19 protein-coding genes are annotated in these 17,476 nt (G+C 52.6%); 13 read left to right on the top strand and 6 right to left on the bottom strand.

What is annotated here, in order from left to right; genetic code table 11:
- Nucleotides 1-47: 47 nt before the first annotated feature.
- Nucleotides 48-965: a LysR family transcriptional regulator gene (locus tag K5Y32_RS09895; RefSeq protein ID WP_222183307.1), complete on the bottom strand. Its 918-nt coding sequence runs from the start codon at nt 963-965 to the stop codon at nt 48-50.
- 128 nt (nt 966-1,093) lie between these two features.
- Between K5Y32_RS09895 and K5Y32_RS09890 the strand changes: the two genes are divergently transcribed.
- On the top strand, nt 1,094-1,357 hold the full coding sequence (locus tag K5Y32_RS09890) for a DUF2798 domain-containing protein (protein ID WP_210080329.1): 264 nt from the start codon (nt 1,094-1,096) through the stop codon (nt 1,355-1,357).
- A 21-nt stretch (nt 1,358-1,378) separates the two neighbouring features.
- Here the strand turns inward: K5Y32_RS09890 and K5Y32_RS09885 are convergent, their stop codons facing one another.
- The gene (locus K5Y32_RS09885; protein WP_222183305.1) at nt 1,379-2,290 is read right to left on the bottom strand and encodes a LysR family transcriptional regulator; all 912 of its coding nucleotides are present in this window, start codon (nt 2,288-2,290) and stop codon (nt 1,379-1,381) included.
- Between the two features lie 125 nt (nt 2,291-2,415).
- On the opposite strand from K5Y32_RS09885, the gene K5Y32_RS09880 reads away from it, so the two are divergent.
- From K5Y32_RS09880 to K5Y32_RS09870, 3 genes are all read left to right on the top strand, one after another.
- Nucleotides 2,416-3,795, top strand: a complete 1,380-nt coding sequence (locus tag K5Y32_RS09880; RefSeq protein WP_222183303.1) for an MFS transporter — start codon at nt 2,416-2,418, stop codon at nt 3,793-3,795.
- Nucleotides 3,792-4,181 (top strand): DUF4440 domain-containing protein, encoded by a 390-nt coding sequence (locus K5Y32_RS09875; protein ID WP_222183301.1) that lies wholly within the window; start codon nt 3,792-3,794, stop codon nt 4,179-4,181. Before K5Y32_RS09880 ends, K5Y32_RS09875 begins: the two co-directional genes overlap by 4 nt.
- Nucleotides 4,182-4,308: 127 nt before the next feature.
- Entirely contained in the window at nt 4,309-4,716 is a 408-nt protein-coding gene (locus tag K5Y32_RS09870) for a VOC family protein (RefSeq protein ID WP_222183299.1), read from the top strand.
- Nucleotides 4,717-4,987: 271 nt separating this feature from the next.
- Here the strand turns inward: K5Y32_RS09870 and K5Y32_RS09865 are convergent, their stop codons facing one another.
- Nucleotides 4,988-5,431, bottom strand: a complete 444-nt coding sequence (locus K5Y32_RS09865; RefSeq protein ID WP_222183297.1) for a VOC family protein — start codon at nt 5,429-5,431, stop codon at nt 4,988-4,990.
- 70 nt (nt 5,432-5,501) lie between these two features.
- Nucleotides 5,502-6,005, bottom strand: coding sequence for a GNAT family N-acetyltransferase (locus K5Y32_RS09860; RefSeq protein WP_222183295.1), 504 nt, complete (start codon nt 6,003-6,005; stop codon nt 5,502-5,504).
- 324 nt (nt 6,006-6,329) lie between these two features.
- Between K5Y32_RS09860 and K5Y32_RS09855 the strand changes: the two genes are divergently transcribed.
- Both K5Y32_RS09855 and K5Y32_RS09850 read left to right on the top strand, forming a co-directional pair.
- Nucleotides 6,330-6,935 carry a response regulator transcription factor gene (locus K5Y32_RS09855; RefSeq protein ID WP_222183293.1) on the top strand — a complete coding sequence of 202 codons (606 nt, stop codon included), beginning with the start codon at nt 6,330-6,332 and terminating at the stop codon, nt 6,933-6,935.
- A 150-nt stretch (nt 6,936-7,085) separates the two neighbouring features.
- Nucleotides 7,086-8,078, top strand: a complete 993-nt coding sequence (locus tag K5Y32_RS09850) for a sugar phosphate isomerase/epimerase (RefSeq protein ID WP_222183291.1) — start codon at nt 7,086-7,088, stop codon at nt 8,076-8,078.
- 128 nt (nt 8,079-8,206) lie between these two features.
- On the opposite strand, the gene K5Y32_RS09845 is transcribed toward K5Y32_RS09850, so the two are convergent.
- Nucleotides 8,207-9,211, bottom strand: coding sequence for a LacI family DNA-binding transcriptional regulator (locus K5Y32_RS09845; RefSeq protein WP_222183289.1), 1,005 nt, complete (start codon nt 9,209-9,211; stop codon nt 8,207-8,209).
- A 310-nt stretch (nt 9,212-9,521) separates the two neighbouring features.
- Here K5Y32_RS09845 and K5Y32_RS09840 point away from each other — a divergent pair, with 310 nt between their 5' ends.
- Together K5Y32_RS09840 and K5Y32_RS09835 are read left to right on the top strand one after the other, a co-directional pair.
- Nucleotides 9,522-10,445 carry a substrate-binding domain-containing protein gene (locus K5Y32_RS09840; protein ID WP_222183280.1) on the top strand — a complete coding sequence of 308 codons (924 nt, stop codon included), beginning with the start codon at nt 9,522-9,524 and terminating at the stop codon, nt 10,443-10,445.
- Between the two features lie 132 nt (nt 10,446-10,577).
- Nucleotides 10,578-11,393, top strand: coding sequence for a creatininase family protein (locus K5Y32_RS09835; RefSeq protein ID WP_222183278.1), 816 nt, complete (start codon nt 10,578-10,580; stop codon nt 11,391-11,393).
- Nucleotides 11,394-11,440: 47 nt separating this feature from the next.
- Here the strand turns inward: K5Y32_RS09835 and K5Y32_RS09830 are convergent, their stop codons facing one another.
- Nucleotides 11,441-12,340, bottom strand: coding sequence for a LysR family transcriptional regulator (locus K5Y32_RS09830; RefSeq protein ID WP_176971989.1), 900 nt, complete (start codon nt 12,338-12,340; stop codon nt 11,441-11,443).
- A gap of 105 nt (nt 12,341-12,445) precedes the next feature.
- Here K5Y32_RS09830 and K5Y32_RS09825 point away from each other — a divergent pair, with 105 nt between their 5' ends.
- The 5 genes from K5Y32_RS09825 to K5Y32_RS09805 are packed head-to-tail and all read left to right on the top strand — an operon-like array spanning nt 12,446 to nt 17,475.
- A complete protein-coding gene (locus K5Y32_RS09825; protein WP_222183276.1) occupies nt 12,446-13,456 on the top strand; it encodes a BMP family protein in 1,011 nt (336 codons plus the stop codon).
- A gap of 5 nt (nt 13,457-13,461) precedes the next feature.
- A complete protein-coding gene (locus K5Y32_RS09820) occupies nt 13,462-15,015 on the top strand; it encodes an ABC transporter ATP-binding protein (RefSeq protein WP_222183274.1) in 1,554 nt (517 codons plus the stop codon).
- Nucleotides 14,999-16,114, top strand: coding sequence for an ABC transporter permease (locus tag K5Y32_RS09815; protein WP_222183272.1), 1,116 nt, complete (start codon nt 14,999-15,001; stop codon nt 16,112-16,114). Before K5Y32_RS09820 ends, K5Y32_RS09815 begins: the two co-directional genes overlap by 17 nt.
- Nucleotides 16,111-17,049 (top strand): ABC transporter permease, encoded by a 939-nt coding sequence (locus tag K5Y32_RS09810; protein WP_210080321.1) that lies wholly within the window; start codon nt 16,111-16,113, stop codon nt 17,047-17,049. Before K5Y32_RS09815 ends, K5Y32_RS09810 begins: the two co-directional genes overlap by 4 nt.
- Before the next feature lie 3 nt (nt 17,050-17,052).
- Nucleotides 17,053-17,475 carry a cupin domain-containing protein gene (locus K5Y32_RS09805; RefSeq protein WP_222183270.1) on the top strand — a complete coding sequence of 141 codons (423 nt, stop codon included), beginning with the start codon at nt 17,053-17,055 and terminating at the stop codon, nt 17,473-17,475.
- Nucleotide 17,476: the final 1 nt, after the last annotated feature.

Raw genomic sequence — 17,476 nt, 5'->3', positions numbered from 1 at the left:
TTGTGGTTTATCGTCCAAAAATGACTTTAACACCCAATATTATAGAGTTAATCAATACGATCGGCGAGTTGTTGTTCCAGAAAGGCAATAAACGCTCTTACCTTTGCATTCAGCGCCGAACGCTCGTTGACGCAAGCATAAATATTCATCGGTGAAGCCACTACGTCGCTTTTCTCACCTTGATCTGAGTGGAATAAAAGTATTAGTTGACCACTCTCGAGCAACGGCTGAGCAATAAAACTCGCCAGCCGGGCAATGCCACCGCCGTTTTCGGCGATTTTCGCAATGATATCAATATCGTCGCTGATGAACTCTGGATTGAGCTTTGCGTTCACCGGCTGGCCATCGACCACAAACGTCCACGGAAGAAAGCGTCCATCGGTTGGATAGCGGAAAACCAAACAGGCGTGCTGGCTCAACTCTTCAGGCGTTTTAGGGATGCCCGCACGCGCCAGATAAGAGGGTGCCGCGCAGAAGATAAAGGGTAATGAGGCAATTTTGCGGGCGATCAATTGATCGTTCAGTTGCGCCTCAATACGAATACTGACGTCAACGCCTTCCAGGCGGTGGTCAACATTGCGATCGGTACTGATCAGTTCGATATCAATATCCGGGTAAGTTTGTTTAAAAGCGGGCATCAGTGGGGCAAGAACGTGCCTGCCAAAGGCCGCCGTGGTGGCGATGCAAAGTGGGCCCTGCGGTTTGGTTTCAATCGCTGCGGCCTGCGAGGCAAGGTCAATATCATGGGGAATATGTCGGACTTTTTCGAAATAGCGTTTACCGCTTTCGGTTAACGTCATGCTGCGGGTAGTGCGCGAAAGCAGACGCACACCCAAATGTGTCTCCAGACGCGCTACACTTTGGCTTACCGCTGCTGGACTCATTCCTTTCGCCCGCGCGGCGGCGGCAATGCTGCCGTTCTCAACTACGCGAATAAAAGTGTTGATCAACCCCAGTAAATCCATAGATCCCTCAATGCGTGATTCGTTACTGTTACTTAATAATGATTAAAGCAGAAGCGTTCTACTCGCATCCTGATTCACTTGATAGGTTAGCGGCTGTTTTGCTTAAACTTACTGAAAAGGATCACGCTATGACAACAGCAACCGAGAAAAGTAGTGCTCGTCTACGCCTGCCAAAGCACGTTTCACCTTACATCTTCGCGCTGTATATGGCGACAATCATGGCGTTTCTGATGAGCCTGGTCATTACCTTCGCCGAATTTGGCATCGGGCCGCATTATATGGAAAATGTGATGAATGCATATCAGGTTGCGATGCCTGCGGCTTTTGTTTGCATACTGGTAGTGCGCCCGATTGTGGTTCGGTTGGTGGGGTTGACGGTGCATGGGCATTGAGTCGTTTGATGCTCCCTCACATCAGTTTTCTTGGGGGCTTCCAACTCTGCTCTGTAAAAAATCGATGAACGCTCGTACTTTTTCAGGTACATGGCGCGTGTTGGGGTAAAGCGCATAAATTCCTTGACGGGGAAAATGATGATCTGGCAGTAGTTGGATCAAATTCCCCAGGCGCAACTCTTCCTGCACAAGCCAGGCAGGTAAGAGGGCAACGCCAGCCCCTCCAAGAGCAAAAGCCAAGAGCGAAGCAGCGTTGTCAGCCACGATCATGGCAGGACTATGTACGTTGAAAACTACGCTCTCACCTTCGGGTGTTGAAACTTGCCAACTTAATGGCGTTGACAGGCGACTATGTGCAATCCATTTCGCATCAGCGAGTTGAGCCAGAGTGGTGATGGGACATTCTCCCATGGTGTGAAGATAGGCAGGTGAAGCGACGGGGAAGATATCGAAGCGATCGATAATCCTTGCATGGTGACTGGAATCGGCAAGTTGACCAAGCCGGATTGCCACATCGAAACGCCCGGAAATAAGGTCGTCATTCTTCGATGATGAAACATGCTGGATGCGCAGTTGTGGATGTCTGGATGAAAATTCCGCCATTGCTGGCACTATCACACGCGCTCCATACTCGGGTGTCGTGGTAATGCGCAATAAACCTACCAACCCAGAATGATCGCCGCGTACTTCATCGAGGAGGTGCTCAGCATCCTGCAGGAGTTGCCGGCAACGATGATAAAATCGTTCTCCGCTATCCGTGACAGACACTCGCCGGGTACTACGAGTCAGTAAAGAGACACCCAGCTCCGCTTCAAGTTGTTTAATATTGAAGCTCACCACCGCTTTAGTCAGCCCCAGCGTCTGTGCTGCTCCGGTAAAACTACCGGCTTCTACTACCGCAACAAACATCTCAAGACGCTGCAGATTAATCATCAATTACTCCGATTAGAGAATGTGACTGTCAAAATATCTTTGACAGTATAACAACGGAATGCGCATTTATCCTGATAAATAATGTTCTTATAATTCGCGCATTATGCTGTTTTGATGAGAAAAAGATGACTTATCGTGTGCGTGTAGGTTGTGTGTATTTGCTCGGATTTTTTATCGACCTGGTGAATATGTTTATCGCCAATGTTGCTTACCCTGAAATTAGTCGTGAGTTTGACTCACCGGTGAATCAACTGGCGTGGATAAGTAACAGCTACATTCTGGCTCTTACGCTGGTCATACCGCTCAGCAGTTGGCTGTCTAAACGTATCGGCATCAAGCGTCTGTTTATGGCTTCCCTGATGATTTTCATTATTGGGAGTTGTGGTGTGGGATTGTCTTCATCGCTATCGCAGTTGATTACCTGGCGAGGGCTGCAGGGGATCGGCGGCGGATTGTTGATTCCACTGGGCCAGACCATGACCTATGCGTTGTATAAAAGTCATGAACGCGCAAGATTATCTTCTGCTGTGATGCTGGTAGCGTTACTGGCACCTGCGCTGTCGCCGGCTATCGGCGGGATACTGGTTGAAAGCATCAGCTGGCGTTGGGTATTTTTGGCCAGTGTACCGCTGTCAGTAATCACCCTGATATTGGCAGCATGCTGGCTCAAACCTGACCAACAGAGCGAAAATCACGAGAGTCTGGACGCAGTGGGTTTGATAGGCGGTTGCACAGGATTGACCTTGATACTTCTTGGACTGTCATATCTTGGTGAATCTCAGCACTTTCACCAGGGTGGGCTGATGCTGTTAATAGGTTCAATTATCATGGGCGGTTATGTATGGAATGCCATGAAGAAAACCAATCCACTTCTTAACCTGCGTCTGATGAAGGATCCTCTCTTACTGACCGCAATGCTGATCTACCAATTCATACCGGGTTTATTTATGGGAGTGAGTATGATCGCCATGCTCTATCTGCAAAACCAGCTTGGGATGAATGCCTCATTGGTGGGAGCTATGATGCTGCCATGGTCACTGGCATCGTTTGCGGCGATTACGTTGACCGGTAAAAGCTTTAATACACTTGGGCCACGTCCGCTATTTATCACGGGCTGCCTCGTTCAGGCAACGGGCATGGGCCTGATGGCATTGACAGGACATGGTGCTGATGTGGTGATTTGTGTATTGGCTTTCGCACTGATGGGATTCGGGGGGAGTTTATGCAGCAGCACGGCACAAAGTACAGCTTTCATTCAAATAGCAGATGCTGATCTTGCTGATGCCAGCGCACTTTGGAATATCAATCGTCAACTCAGTTTCTGTCTCGGCATTACCTTGGTCAGTCTTTTGTTTAATATTATTACCGACTTCACGCTGCCATTAGATCAAGCCTATCACTTGTGCTTTATGTTAGTCGCATGCAGCGCTGTTATACCCATAGCATGTTGTTTTCGCATAGCTAACCACGACGTTATTTTCACTTTAAAACAGGAGCAAAAATGAATCGTTATTTTAAGGAAGTAATGGATGCGCACGAGTTGATACAGAATTGGTTGGGAAATGCAGAAGCGCATGACGAAGTTTGTGACAATCTACTCGCTCGTTTTAGTCCGGCATATTCAATGATGACTACGGGCGGTGTATTACTCAACTTCACCCAATTAAATAATTTCTTTCGCACTCAGCGTGGTGCACGACCGAACCTTGATATTGAAATTACTGATTTGCAGATTGTTGCTGAGAGTGAAGGTGGAGCAACAGTAACCTATATAGAACGCCAGAAAATTGGCGCTCAGGCTGCCACACTTCGTTTTTCGACAGTCGTGTTTGAAGCAAATCAAGATGGCAGGGTGATTTGGCGACACTTGCATGAAACATCAATGCCTTAAGGCGAATCCTGGCATCAACTCCGTTCTGAGTTTATGTTAAATATTGTGCCTGGTAGTGCTTAGTTATTTGCAATATATAAGGGCATATCCGATTCTTCTTGCTAGTAATGATGCTAATAAGGTTGCTATGTCTGTATTAAGAATCGATCATGTACATATCTATGTAAATAATATCGCTGAAGCGGAAGGCTGGTATAAAGATGTTCTAGGGTTCATACGCGATGAGTCATTGCTTTTCTGGTTTACTCAGGGCGGACCATTAGTAATAAAAAATAACGAAGCAGCACTTTCGCTTTTCGAGAGAAAACATCATTCACCTGGCCACACTGTGGCCTTCAACATCAAACCGAGCTATTTTCATGAGTTGATGAAAATACTGTCATTGCGGTCGATCCCTTTTACCGTAAGCGATCCTCAGGTATCAATGTCTGTTTATTTTGAAGATATAGATGGAAATAAAATAGAAATGACTTCCTATGAATATCTTGAGGCCAGTAAAAATATACAGTCCTATTTGATGTCAGGTAAGTTGTAATTGTGAAGCCGCATCACGCCGACGCATACGTTTTCAATAACAGCCCGAATGACGGGAAGGCGGTGAAGTTCTTTGTTCGACATGGTCTCCAGCATCAGCAGAGATCTCCCAGAAAAGGTGACAAAAGCGCCATATCTGGGTGACATTATGAACTAGCTAAAAAGTGACATTATCAAATAGCACCCACAACTTAAGTGCGCATAATCATGATTATGTTAAATTAAGCGTCCATCGACGCACTCAAACATCACCCTTTCGAGTGACGCTCTGATTAAATACCTGCGTAAAGGCGACTGGTAATAATCTCAAGTCCAATCTGCTGGCCGTATGAAAGCTCAAGCGTGTTGCCATCAGGATCGGCAAAGAATGCCCAATAACCTACTGGCGCGGATGATTGCTGCGCTGGTCGGCGTAACACGCCTTCGCGTTCTGCCAAAATAACTTTGGCATCAATCTCTTCTTTGCTGTTGCACGCAACGCCAATGTGACCAAACGGACCCAAAGGCGTATCTACTGTGGTTTGAGATTGCACCAGCACCAGCGCAAACGGACGCGTCAGGTCAGAAAGCCATGCGACTTTTTGCGCTTCTGCAATGCCTGGTTCACGCTCATGGATTACCTGCATCCCTGCGTAACGTTGATAGAAGTCGATGCTGCGTTCTAAATCTCTCACTTGCAGCGCTATGTGGCTAAAACCAATATCGTGCTGTTTCATATTCCATTCCTGTGAAATCACCAGAAACGGAATATGTCATAAATCGTTGATGGCACTTGTTCACGAATGCCTAAAGATGAAGATCATACACCACGCAAGGCACATCGTAGTGTTGCTCAATCGCTTTATAGCTCATTCCCAGTCGCTGCATTACCTTTTGCGAAGCAGCATTTTCTGGATCGGCGACCGCGACCAGATATTTTACGCCAACCTGTTCGACGGCAAATTTAATAATTGCCTGCGCGGCTTCTGTCGCAAAACCTTTCCCATGATGATTGGCATTCAGACGCCAGCCAATTTCCAGTGGCGCGCCATTCTGATTGGCTAGATGCTGCAGACAAGCCGCACCGACGATTTCGCCAGAAGCTTTTTCCCGCATCGCCCACCAGGAAAATCCGTACTGCTGCCAGCGCGATTGAACTCGCTCAATACTCGCCAGGGTTTCTTCTGGCGTTTTAACTACGCCATTACTGATATAACGCATAATTTCCGGGTCGTTCTCCATCGCCCGCAGTCCGTCAAAATGCGCGTGTTCAAAGGGTTCCAGCTGCAGTCGGGTTGTTTCTAATTGCATTATTCCTCCAACGTTAATTCGCTTTTTGAAGTGCTTGAACCTGCGTAATTGTATACGGATACGCTTGATAAGTATCCAGCTGCCACTCAAGCTCAGTAAGATGACCGCGCATCAATTGCGGCTCTAAAACTGTATCAATGAAGACCATTACATCGATAATGCGTTGCAACAAAAGATTAAATGGTGAGCAATTAGTGCAGTGATCGCCCTAAAAATGCACAACCGCCAGTTTCGGAAATTTCGTACAAACCTCCCTTCCCCAGTCCGATATTTATAACGCCGCAATCGCGCTTTAATGCCAGCATAATAAGGATGGGGATAACTATGTTGTCATTAACGCTGGTAGATAATAACAAATGGATTACTGAAGGGATTTCGCGTTATTTTGCCGGAAAATTTATTCAGGTTAAGAATATTGATAGTGACGATATGGATGCCGCGCTGAGTAAGATTGCAGGTACGGATTTGCTCATAAGTGAATTAACCGCGTATGGTCGCGACGTACAATTCTTCACCGAACTGCTGCTGAAAGTTCAGCGTTCATCGCCGGCCACGCGGATTATTGTGCTGACCGATCTGCATGAAAAAGCCGTCATTAGCTACGTGGTCAGCCTGCTGCCCGGCGTCACCTTTCTTTCGAAAAAGTGCAGCCTGAAAGAGCTTTCTGATGCTGTGTTAGGTTTGCCGTCGTCTGCAGAGTTCGCGGCGGGTGTTCGCCGCACCAAACAAACCCTTTCAGCGCGCGAATTTGGCTTATTACGCATGCTGGGACAAACCAGCAATCTCACCGATATTGGGCACAAGCTGCATCTCAGTTGTAAAACCATCAGCCATCATCGGCAAAGTATTATTCGCAAGCTCAACTGCGCCAATAATAAAGAGTTATTCAGCCGGTTAAGTCGGATGGGATATCACAGCAAACCAATTTGAACAAAGGGGCATGGCATCGAATTTTGTGTGATTGCGGTTGCATTTCCGTCAATGATTGCTGGTTAACTGCGCACGCTGAGGCGCAGAATGGAATATATAACCATATGTGAATATATATTCAATGACGCAATCATCTGAGGAGAAGGTCGAATGAGTTCCTACACGTATCCGAAATTCGGTGCCGGCTTGTGGCACTTTGCCAACTATATCGATCGCTACGCCGTAGACGGTTACGGACCGGCGCTCAGCACTCTTGATCAGATCAAACTCGCTGGCAGCGTTGAAGACCTTTCCTACGTTGATGTGCCCTATCCTTTCACCGCAGGCGTAACCGTGGCCCAAGTAAAACAAGCGCTGGCCGATGCCGGCTTGAAAGCGATTGGCGTCACCCCGGAAATCTATCTGCGCCGTTTCTCACGCGGTGCTTTCACCAATCCTGACGCCGCCATTCGCAAACAGGCGTTTGATTTAATGCACGAAGCCGCCACCGTGGTGCGTGAGCTGGGTGCCAACTACGTGAAAGTCTGGCCGGGTCAGGATGGCTGGGATTACCCGTTCCAGGTTGACCATAAAAACCTGTGGAAGATGGCCCTAGACGGCATGCGCGAACTGGCGAGCGCCAATCCAGACGTCAAATTTGCTATAGAATACAAACCGCGTGAACCACGCGTGAAAATGACCTGGGATTCTGCTGCGCGTACTCTGCTTGGCATCGAAGACATTGGCCTGGATAACGTCGGTGTGCTGCTCGATTTTGGTCATGCGCTGTTTGCCGGCGAATCCCCAGCGGATTCCGCCCAACTGATCATCGATCGTGGTCGCCTATTTGGTATGGACGTCAACGATAACCTGCGCGGCTGGGATGACGATCTGGTGGTCGGCACCGTGCACATGACCGAGATTTTTGAGTTCTTCTATGTGCTGAAGATCAACAACTGGGACGGCGTGTGGCAGCTCGATCAATTCCCGTTCCGTGAAGATCATGTTGAAGCCGCCAATCTGTCGATTCGCTTCCTCAAACATATTTATCGCGCGCTGGATAAACTGGATATCGCCGCATTGCAGGAAGCGCAGCGTGAGCAAAACCCGCTGAAAGCACAGAGAATTATTCAGAATGCGTTGCTGACCAGCATAGAACAGTAAGTATCACGCCGCAGGGGCGCCATTCATGGCGTAATGCCGCTTAGTTAAGCATTTGTTTTCTTATGTATGCAGGTGCGCATGAATGCGCACCCTACAATAAACGGGCCAATCCTTTGTAGGGTCGCCATTTATGGCGACCTCAAATGCGAACGCCGCACGCGCATTTCGCCCTGCCGCCAACGCTCATCCGCACTTTCGCGGCCATCAATCAGGCGGTTTAACGCTTCGGCGATCAGCAGATCAATACGCTGACTAAATGTGGTGAGCTGGCAGCCTGCCGCGCTGCCTTCTTCGATATCATCGAACCCCACCACCGCAATTTTCGGCCTGGTCGGCGCAGCGCGCATCGCTTCCATCGCGCCGAGCGCCAGCACATCGTTTTCGCAGAATAGCGCATCAATCACTGGCGCATCCGGCTGATGCAGATAATCGCTCATCGCTTGCCAGCTGCGTGCACGATCGTAACTGCCGGCTTTAAGCAGCAAATCAATCTGACAGCCCGCTTGTTGCAGCGTCGCTTCAAATCCCTCTTTGCGCAGCAGATGAGATGTCGGAGTATCCGGACCTTGCATAAAACCAAAACGTCGCGCGCCCTGCGCCAGCAACAGCTCGGCGATCTGTTTGCCAGCGGCATAACCATCAATTGCTACCACATCGATGCCCTGCGCATGCGTATTGCGGCACAACTGCACCAGCGGGATGTTGTACATATCCTCCACCAGCGTAATCAGCTGCGCCGATAACACCGTACCGAGAAACAAAATGCCGTCAATCTGCAACTGATCCGCCTGCGTCATTACCGATCGATACGGCTCGCCGTCGGTGATGTTGAGGATCAACGCCATATAGCCGCGACGTTGCAGCTGCTGCGTGGCTTCATTGAGAATCATCAGCGTATGCGGGTTTTTCAGCTCGTCGATCACCACGCCAATAATATGCGTCTTCTTCTTCACCAGGCTGCGCGCCAGCAAATTGGGCCGATATCCCAGCTCTTTAGCGATGCGCATCACCTTCTCGCGCGCCTTCTCAGAGATTGAAGCGCCGGGCATAAACGCGCGCGATACCGTCCATTTCGATACGCCGGCAAGAAGCGCCACATCGCTGGCCGTGGCTTTTTTTACTGTTCTCGTCATCGGCTCCCTTCCGCAAATTAGCTGGCAATAAGCGAGCATAGAGCGATTCCTCAGGTAAACAAGAGGCGATTTTTGCAAACTTTGCACCCGGTTGCATTTTTGTAATGCACTCGGGTGCAAATCGTGATGATTTTGTGATCGTGGTGATGAAATCGCTTTTTGCTGCGTTGACTATTTTTCAACCGTGCCAGAGAGTGGAGACAGCACATTGCGTTGTCCGTCTGAACATGATGTCAATCAGCGAGAGAAATCCCGTTGATTTTGCACCCGGATGCAAAATAATAGAAACCTCCCCTACAGAGATAAAAAAATGCAATTATTCAAAGTAGTAATGCTTATCTGCGGTTTGCTCAGTGTGTTCACTGCCCAGGCGAAAACCTACATGGTTGGCGTCGCTCTGGCTAATCTCGATCTCAATTTCGTTTCCATCCTGCGTAGCCAGATGGAAAAGCAGCTTAAAGACAAAGGACTTAACAGCCAGTTTGCCGATGCCAAAGGCGATGTGTCCCTGCAAATCCAGCAGGTGGATGATTTCATCAATCAGGGTGCCGACGCGATCATCATCAACCCGGTGGATACGCAAGGCGTGATGCCGGTGATCGCTGCTGCGCAGAAAGCCAATATCCCGCTGATCTTCGTGAACCGTAAACCCGAAGTGAAACTGACCGGCAAAATGGCCTACGTCGGTTCCGACTCAGCGTTAAGCGGCAAGATGGAGATCGAAGCGTTAGCCAAACGTCTGGATAACAAAGGAAATATCGCCATTCTGATGGGCGCCCTCTCCACCGAAGAAGCACGTCAGCGCACCAAAGCGGTTGAAGATTATGTGAAGGATCATCCCGGCCTGAAAGTGATCCAGAAACAGAGCGCCAACTGGCAGCGCAACGAAGCGGTCGATAAAACCCTGTCATGGTTGCAGGATGGGAATGACATCAACGCCATCATCGCGAACAACGATGAAATGGCGATCGGTGCGATTATGGCGCTCGATCAGTTGAAGAAAAGCAATGTATTAGTCGCTGGCATTGACGGCACGCCAGATGGTTTGCAGTTTATTAAGAACGGTAAAATGGCAGTGACGATTTTCCAGGATGCGAAAGGTCAGGCAACCGGCGCAGTCGATGTGGCTTACGACATGCTGAGCGGTAAAAAGACCGAAGCCTACAACTGGGTGCCATATCAAACGGTGACCAAAGAGAATTACCAGGAATTCACCAGCAAGAATCAGAAGTAACACCGCTGCGTAGGGTCGCCATTCCTGGCGACCTCCTTCTTACCAATGCCTAAAAAGCAACGCAAAGTGCTAATTTTGTTGCTTCCATTGCACTATCAACTCGCTATGTTGGAGTTAAAAATGGAGGTAAACATGCTCAAACCGTCTTCGCCCTGGTGGTGGGATCTCTCAACCCGGGAATTCAGTGAACTGGATATGGCCAATATCGTCGCCGTGCTGCCGATTGGCGCAGTAGAACAACATGGCCCGCATCTGCCGGTGCGTGTGGATGCGGCGATCAATGCCGGCATTATTCAACGTGCGGTGGAAATGTTGACCGACGATCTTCCGCTGCTGGTGCTGCCCGCGCTGCCGATTGGTAAGTCAGATGAACATCTCGCCTATCCCGGCACCCTTTCGCTGCCGTATGACGTGTTAGGCAAAGTGTGGTTCGAGGTGGCGAAAAGCGCCTGGCGCGCCGGAATTCGTAAGCTGATTTTCTGGAACTCGCACGGCGGACAGCCGCAACTGATGGAGATCGTCTGTCGCCAGCTGCGCATCGAACTGGGCATGTTTGCCGTCAGCGCCAGCTGGTTCCGCACCATTGATGCATCCGATCTCTACAGCGCGCATGAACTCAATCACGGCATTCACGGCGGTGAATCAGAAACTAGCATGATGCTGCATTTGCACCCTGAACTGGTGCAGATGCAGCACGCAGATGATTTCGTTTCCACTTCGGTGGCGCTTGAAGCGACTGGCGGTATTTTAACCCCGGAAGGCGGCATTGGTTTTGGCTGGATGGCGCAGGATCTGCACCTATCTGGTGCCACCGGCAACGCCGCAGTGGCGGATGCTGAACGCGGTGCGATTGCCACCGATCGTGCCGCGCATGCTTTATTAAAGCTGGCACGCGAAGTCCATAATTTCGATATTCAATTCCTCACCGATCGCACCGCGTTCTCGTAGGGTCGCCATTTATGGTGACCAGGTGCGCATTAATGCGCACCCTACGATCAACGCAATTCCGACATCATCCCTTTAATGGTTTCGGCGAACACGCTACCAATCGCGCTGGTGCCGCGATCGTGGCCGATCAACATCAGCGTTTGCGTATGCTGCGCCAGTTCACGCACCGGGATATAGATCAACCGCCCGCTGCGCTGGTCTGATTCAATATCAATCGGCGTGAGAAACGTCAGCGTTTGATCCATCATCGCCGACTGGCGCATCACCTCGATCGAGTTAGTTTCAATTACCGGCTGCAGATTGATCGAGGCGCGCGCGAACACTTCATTCAGGTACGGCCGAATCACCATCGATTTGTCGGCGATCACCACCGGATACGGCAAGCAATCACTCAAACGCAAGCTGGATTTTTCCGCCAGCGGATGGCCCGCGCCCACCACTGCTCCCAATCGCACCGGCACGCTGGCAATATTGCGATGCACCGGCTGCAAGTCGAAATCAAAACCAATGCCCAAATCGGCCTCGCCGCTTGCCACCGCGTTAGTGATGTTCTCGCCGGTGGTAAGCTGTTGCAGCAGTAATTTCACGCGCGGATTGGCGCGACGAAACTCCGCTGCCACGCGCGGAATCAGGTTTGCCGCTAATCCACTCATCATCGCCACCGTCACTTCGCCGCGCCGCAGCCCTTTCAGCTCTTCGATTTTCATCTGCGCGATTTCAATCTCTTTAAAGCTCTGCCGCACATGATGAATCAGCGCTTCACCAGCGGCGGTAAGGATCATTTTGCGCGGCAAACGCTGAAACAGCGGCGTGCCCAGCTCCTCTTCCAGCGCAATCAGCTGGCGGTTAATCGCCGACGCCGAAATGTGTAGCCGTTCAGCCGCTTTGCGAATCGAACCACTGCGCGCCACCTGATCGATATACACAAACAAACGATGTTGCAGCATATTCCCCCTGCGTTGCCTTTTAGGCATCGGTAAGTGCTAAAAATGATGCTTTTAAGATAATGCTCTTCCGGTGATTAATACATCAAAACCACACCAGGAGAACACATGATGGCAGACGTATCCCGCAGAAAGTTTGCGAAGTTAGTGGCTGGCGCACTGTTGTTACCCGCGCTGGCACCGATGTTGTCGCGCAAAGCGATGGCGGCGAATAACACCATAAAAATCGCCCTGCTGTTGCCCGGCTCGGTTGCCGATGGCGGCTGGAGTTCGCTGGCGTATGCCGGATTGCAGAGCCTGCAAAAAGCCGGTTTCAGCGTGGCGCACAGCGAAAGCGTGTCGCAGGCGCAGATGGATCAAACCATTCGTGGCTACGCCGATGAGGGTTACACGCTGATCATTGGCCACAGCTTTGAATACGGCTCGGCGTTTGCCGAAATCGCGCCGGAATATCCTGATACCTACTTCTTCGCGTCCACCTTCAAGCCAGGCGAAAAATCACCGGGCAACGTGGAATACGTTAACCTCGCCTATCTGCAAGGCGCCTATGCCGCCGGTGCGCTGGCGGCGCTCATCTCCGAAAAAGGCAAAGCGGTTGGCTTTGTGGGCGGCGGCGATAATCCCACGCAGCAGGCAATGATGCGCGCCTTTATTCAGGCCGCTGAGAAAACCCGTCCGGGCATCAAAGGCATGGGCGTGGTGACCGGCGATTACGACAACGCCGCCAAAGGCCGTGAAGCTGCCACCACCATGATTGGCAACGGCGCGGATGTGATTTGGCATGCCGCAGACGTCACCGGCCTCGGCGCGATGCAAGGCGCGGCAGCGGCGAAAGTCAAAGCTATCGGCTGCTATGTCGATCAGCGTGATGTCGCGCCAGATTATGTTGCCTGCAGCTTCCGCCAGAACCTCGACTGGATGGTGGAACAGGTTGGCGAGTCGGTGGCGAATAAAACCTTTAAAGGCGGCGACGAATGGCACCCCACCGTTGGCAAAGCCTGGTCGGTGGTCAATGGCAGCGAACATTACAACGCCAAACTGGTGAGCGCCAGCGCGTGGGCGAGCTTCCAGCAGATCTGGCAGCAGCTTGATAGCGGCGCGCTGAAGCCAGTGGTTTAACCATCATGACAGCAATAGCAAATATCCGCGTCGCGCTGAATAACATCACCAAACGCTTTGCGCGCGTGGTGGCCAATGATGACGTGTCGCTCAGCATTAAAGCCGGCGAAATCCACGCGCTGCTGGGGGAAAACGGCGCGGGAAAAAGCACGCTGATGCAAATCCTTTACGGCCTGTATCAGGCCGATGAAGGCAGCATTGAGGTGGATGGCCAGGCGCAGCGTTTTCGCGATCCCAGCGATGCTATCGCCTGCGGCATTGGCATGGTGCATCAGGAATTCATGCTGGTGCAGCCGATGAGCGTGGTGGAAAACGTGGTGCTGGGATTGAAAGAAGGCGCTAGCGGCGTACTTGATCTGCGCGCGGCGGCGGCGCGTTTGCAGGCGCTGTCGGATAAACACGGGCTGGCGATCGATCCCTGGGCGAAAGTGCAGCATTTGCCGATTGGCGTGCAGCAACGTGTGGAGATCCTCAAGCTGTTGTACCGTGATGCGCAGGTGCTGATTCTCGACGAACCGACGGCGGTGCTGACGCCGCAGGAGAAAGCCGGCCTATTCGCCACACTGAAATCACTGTGCGCAGAAGGCCGTTCGGTAGTGATTGTCACTCACAAACTGTATGAAATCATGGCGATTGCCCATCACGTTTCGGTGATGCGCGGCGGCAAAATGGTGGATTCGGTGGATATTAAAGACACTTCGGAGCGCGATCTGGCACGCCGCATGGTTGGGCGCGATGTGGTGCTGCGCGTGGAGAAAACGCCGTGCCAGCCGGGCAAAACCGTGTTGCAGGTGGATAGCATTGCGGTGCGTGATGCCAGCGGCCAGCAAAAAATCTGGCGCGTTTCGCTCAACGTCGCTGCTGGCGAAATCCTCGGCATTGCTGGTGTGGAAGGCAACGGCCAATCGGAGCTGGCGGAAGCGCTGCTCAACCTGCGTGAACTGGAAGCCGGCCGCATTCTGCTGAATGGCGAAGACATCAGCGACGATTCCCCCGCTACGCGCCGCCATAAAGGCATCAGTTTTATTCCGGCGGATCGGCGTGGCGTCGGTTCGGTGACCGATTTATCGATTACCGATAACGCCATGCTTGGCCGCCAGCGCACCTTCACCCGCGCGGGCGGCTGGATGCTGGATCGCCAGCGCATTAGCCAGCATGCGCGCGACATCATCGCCCGCTTTGCGGTACGCACGCCGGATGCCGATTTCGAAGCCGGAAAACTCTCCGGCGGTAACCTGCAAAAGTTGATTCTCGGGCGCGAAGTCGCCAGCAATCCGTGCTTATTAGTGGTTGAACAGCCCACGCGCGGGCTGGATGTCGGCGCGATTGAGAGCGTGTGGCAGGGTGTGATGGCGGCGCGCGATCGCGGTTGCGCCATTCTGATGATCTCCGCCGAGCTGGAGGAGATCATCAATCTCTCCGATCGCATCGCGGTGATGTACAGCGGCCAGATTGCCGGAGAAATGGACGCCGCCGACGCCACGCCAGAACGCCTCGGCGAACTGATGGCGGGCGCGCACCTGGAAAAAACCGGAGGCAATCATGAAGAAGCTGCTTGAGCGACGTCTGGCGCCCGCCGAATCCAGCGGCGCACTGATGTTAACCAGTTTTTGCGGCATCCTTGCCGCTTTCATCATTGCCGGCTTGCTGTTTATCCCGTTTGGCGGCAATCCGCTCTCGGCTTATGGCTTCCTGTTTGATGCCGCTTTTGGCTCGCTACGCAGCTTCGGTCTCAGCCTGGTGCAATCCACGCCGCTGATGCTGATCGCGCTGGCAACCATCGTGGTGTGGCGCGCCGGGCTCGGTTATATCGGCTTTGAAGGCTGTTTTCTGCTGGGTGCCGCGGCGGCCAGTTGGATCGCGCTGTCGGGTACGCCGCAGGGCTTTCCGTGGGCGATTCCCGCGCCTCTCTACTGGCCGATGGTGCTGATCGCCGCCTTCCTCGCGGGTGCGATTTGGGCCGGTTGGGTTGGCGCGTTACGGGTAAAATTTGGCGGCAACGATGTGCTGATTTCGCTGATGGCTAACTATGTGGCGCTCTTCATGGTGCAGTATCTGGTTTCCGGCCCAATGCGCGCGCCGGGCGATCTGCCGCAGACGCCACGTTTGCCGGTGGAGAGCTGGCTGCCGTTTGTGATGAACGGCATGCGCGCACATTGGGGCATCGCCATCGCGCTAGTCGCCACGCTGTTTGTCTTCTGGCTGATGCGTGCCACGCCCGCCGGTTTCGAAATCAAAATTGCCGGGCTGAATCCCCGCGCGGCGCGCTACAGCGGCGTGGATGTCAATCGCCGCCAAATGGGCGCGGTGCTGCTCGGCGGAGGATTGGCGGCGCTGGCGGGATTGTGCGCGGTATTAGGCGTGCAACATCGCCTGATGGAAGGCATTTCCGGCGGCGTCGGCTTTATCGGCGTGGTGGTGGCTTTGCTGGCACGCCTCAATCCGCTGCTGGTGATCCCAACCGCCATTCTCTACGGCGGGCTGGAAGTGGGCGGTAGCGCCATGCAGCGCCAAACCGGCTTGCCCACTTCGGTGGTGCTGATTCTGCAAAGTCTGGTGGTGTTATTGATTCTGGCGGGCGATCTGCTGCGCTATTACCGCATCAACCTGCCCGGCGGGCGTAAATCGCGCAGCCAACTGGCGGAGGAACAATCATGAATCTGTGGATGAATCTCGATACTGCCTTTTTCGTTAGCTGGCTGGCCGCCGCGGTGCGCCTTGCCGGTCCGGTATTACTGGCGGCGCTGGGCGAAATCTATGCCGAACGCTCCGGCGTACTGAATATCGGTATTGAAGGCACTATTCTGCTGGGCGCGCTTTCCAGCTACATGACGGCGGTTGAGAGCGGATCGACCGCGCTGGGCTTTATCGCCGGTGGCGTCGGCGGACTGCTGGTTGGCTGCGTGCTGGCGGCGCTCTACCTGCGCGCCCATGCCAGCCAGATTGTGGTGGGCATCGTCTTCAATATATTGGCAGCGGGATTAGCCACCTGGATTTACGCGCTGGTGATGGGCAATGCATCCTCACCTACCATCCCAATGCTCGAACCCTGGCATGTGCCGCTGCTCTCTTCGCTGCCTTTTATTGGCCCGATTCTGTTCCAGCAGCCGCTGCCGCTCTATCTCACTTTGCTGCTGGCGGTGCTGGCGCACTTTGGTCTGTTTCATACCCGCTTTGGCCTGTCGCTGCGCGCGGTGGGCGAAAACCCGCGCGCGGCGCATGCCGCCGGGCTCAACGTGTTGAAGATCCGCACGTGGGGCGTGCTGTTCTCCTGCGTGGGCGCTGGATTGGCGGGCAGTTATCTGGTCACCGCGCAGATCGGCCTGTTCCGCGACAACATCGTCAGCGGGCAAGGTTTTATTGCGTTGGCGATTGTCATCTTTGGTCGCTGGAGCCCGCTTAAAGCGCTGGTCGCCGCTTTTATCTTTGGCGCTGCAGATGCCCTGCAACTCTCACTGCAGCTGTTTGAAAACACGCTGCCGCCGCAGGTGCTGCTGGCGCTGCCTTACTTGCTCACTATTCTGGCGATGTCCGGCGTGGTGGGACGCACATTGCAACCCGGCGCGTTAACGCAGCCTTATCGAAAGGAATAACGTATGAAATCGTTTCGTTTCAACTATCTTGCGGATGTTAAGGCGTTCCGTATCAGTGCGGACAGCAGCAACTATTTCGCCATCTTGTTCGACAAGCCGTTAGACGGCATTGAGAACATTTTCGTGGTGGAGATCTTCAACGTCGGCGGCGCTACGCCACCGAATGAACACGCCACCGCGCACGAGTTCTTCTATGTGCTGCACGGCGAAGGCGTGGCGCGCTGCAACGATGATGAACTTGAGATAAGGAAAGGCGATTCCCTACTGCTGCATCCGGGTAACGATCACGCCATTCGTAACACCGGCAGCAGCAAACTCTATACGCTGACGGTGATGACGCCGAATGAAGGCTTCTCCGAACTGATTCGCAGCGGTGACCCTGTCACGCTCGATGCAGAAGATATTCGCGTATTAACGGGAGCCTGAT

This window comes from Pantoea sp. DY-15 (assembly GCF_019795935.1).
Classification (GTDB): domain Bacteria; phylum Pseudomonadota; class Gammaproteobacteria; order Enterobacterales; family Enterobacteriaceae; genus Pantoea; species Pantoea leporis.
The sequence above is the reverse complement of the archived record's forward strand: the minus strand, read 5'-3'. Positions and strand labels throughout refer to the sequence as shown.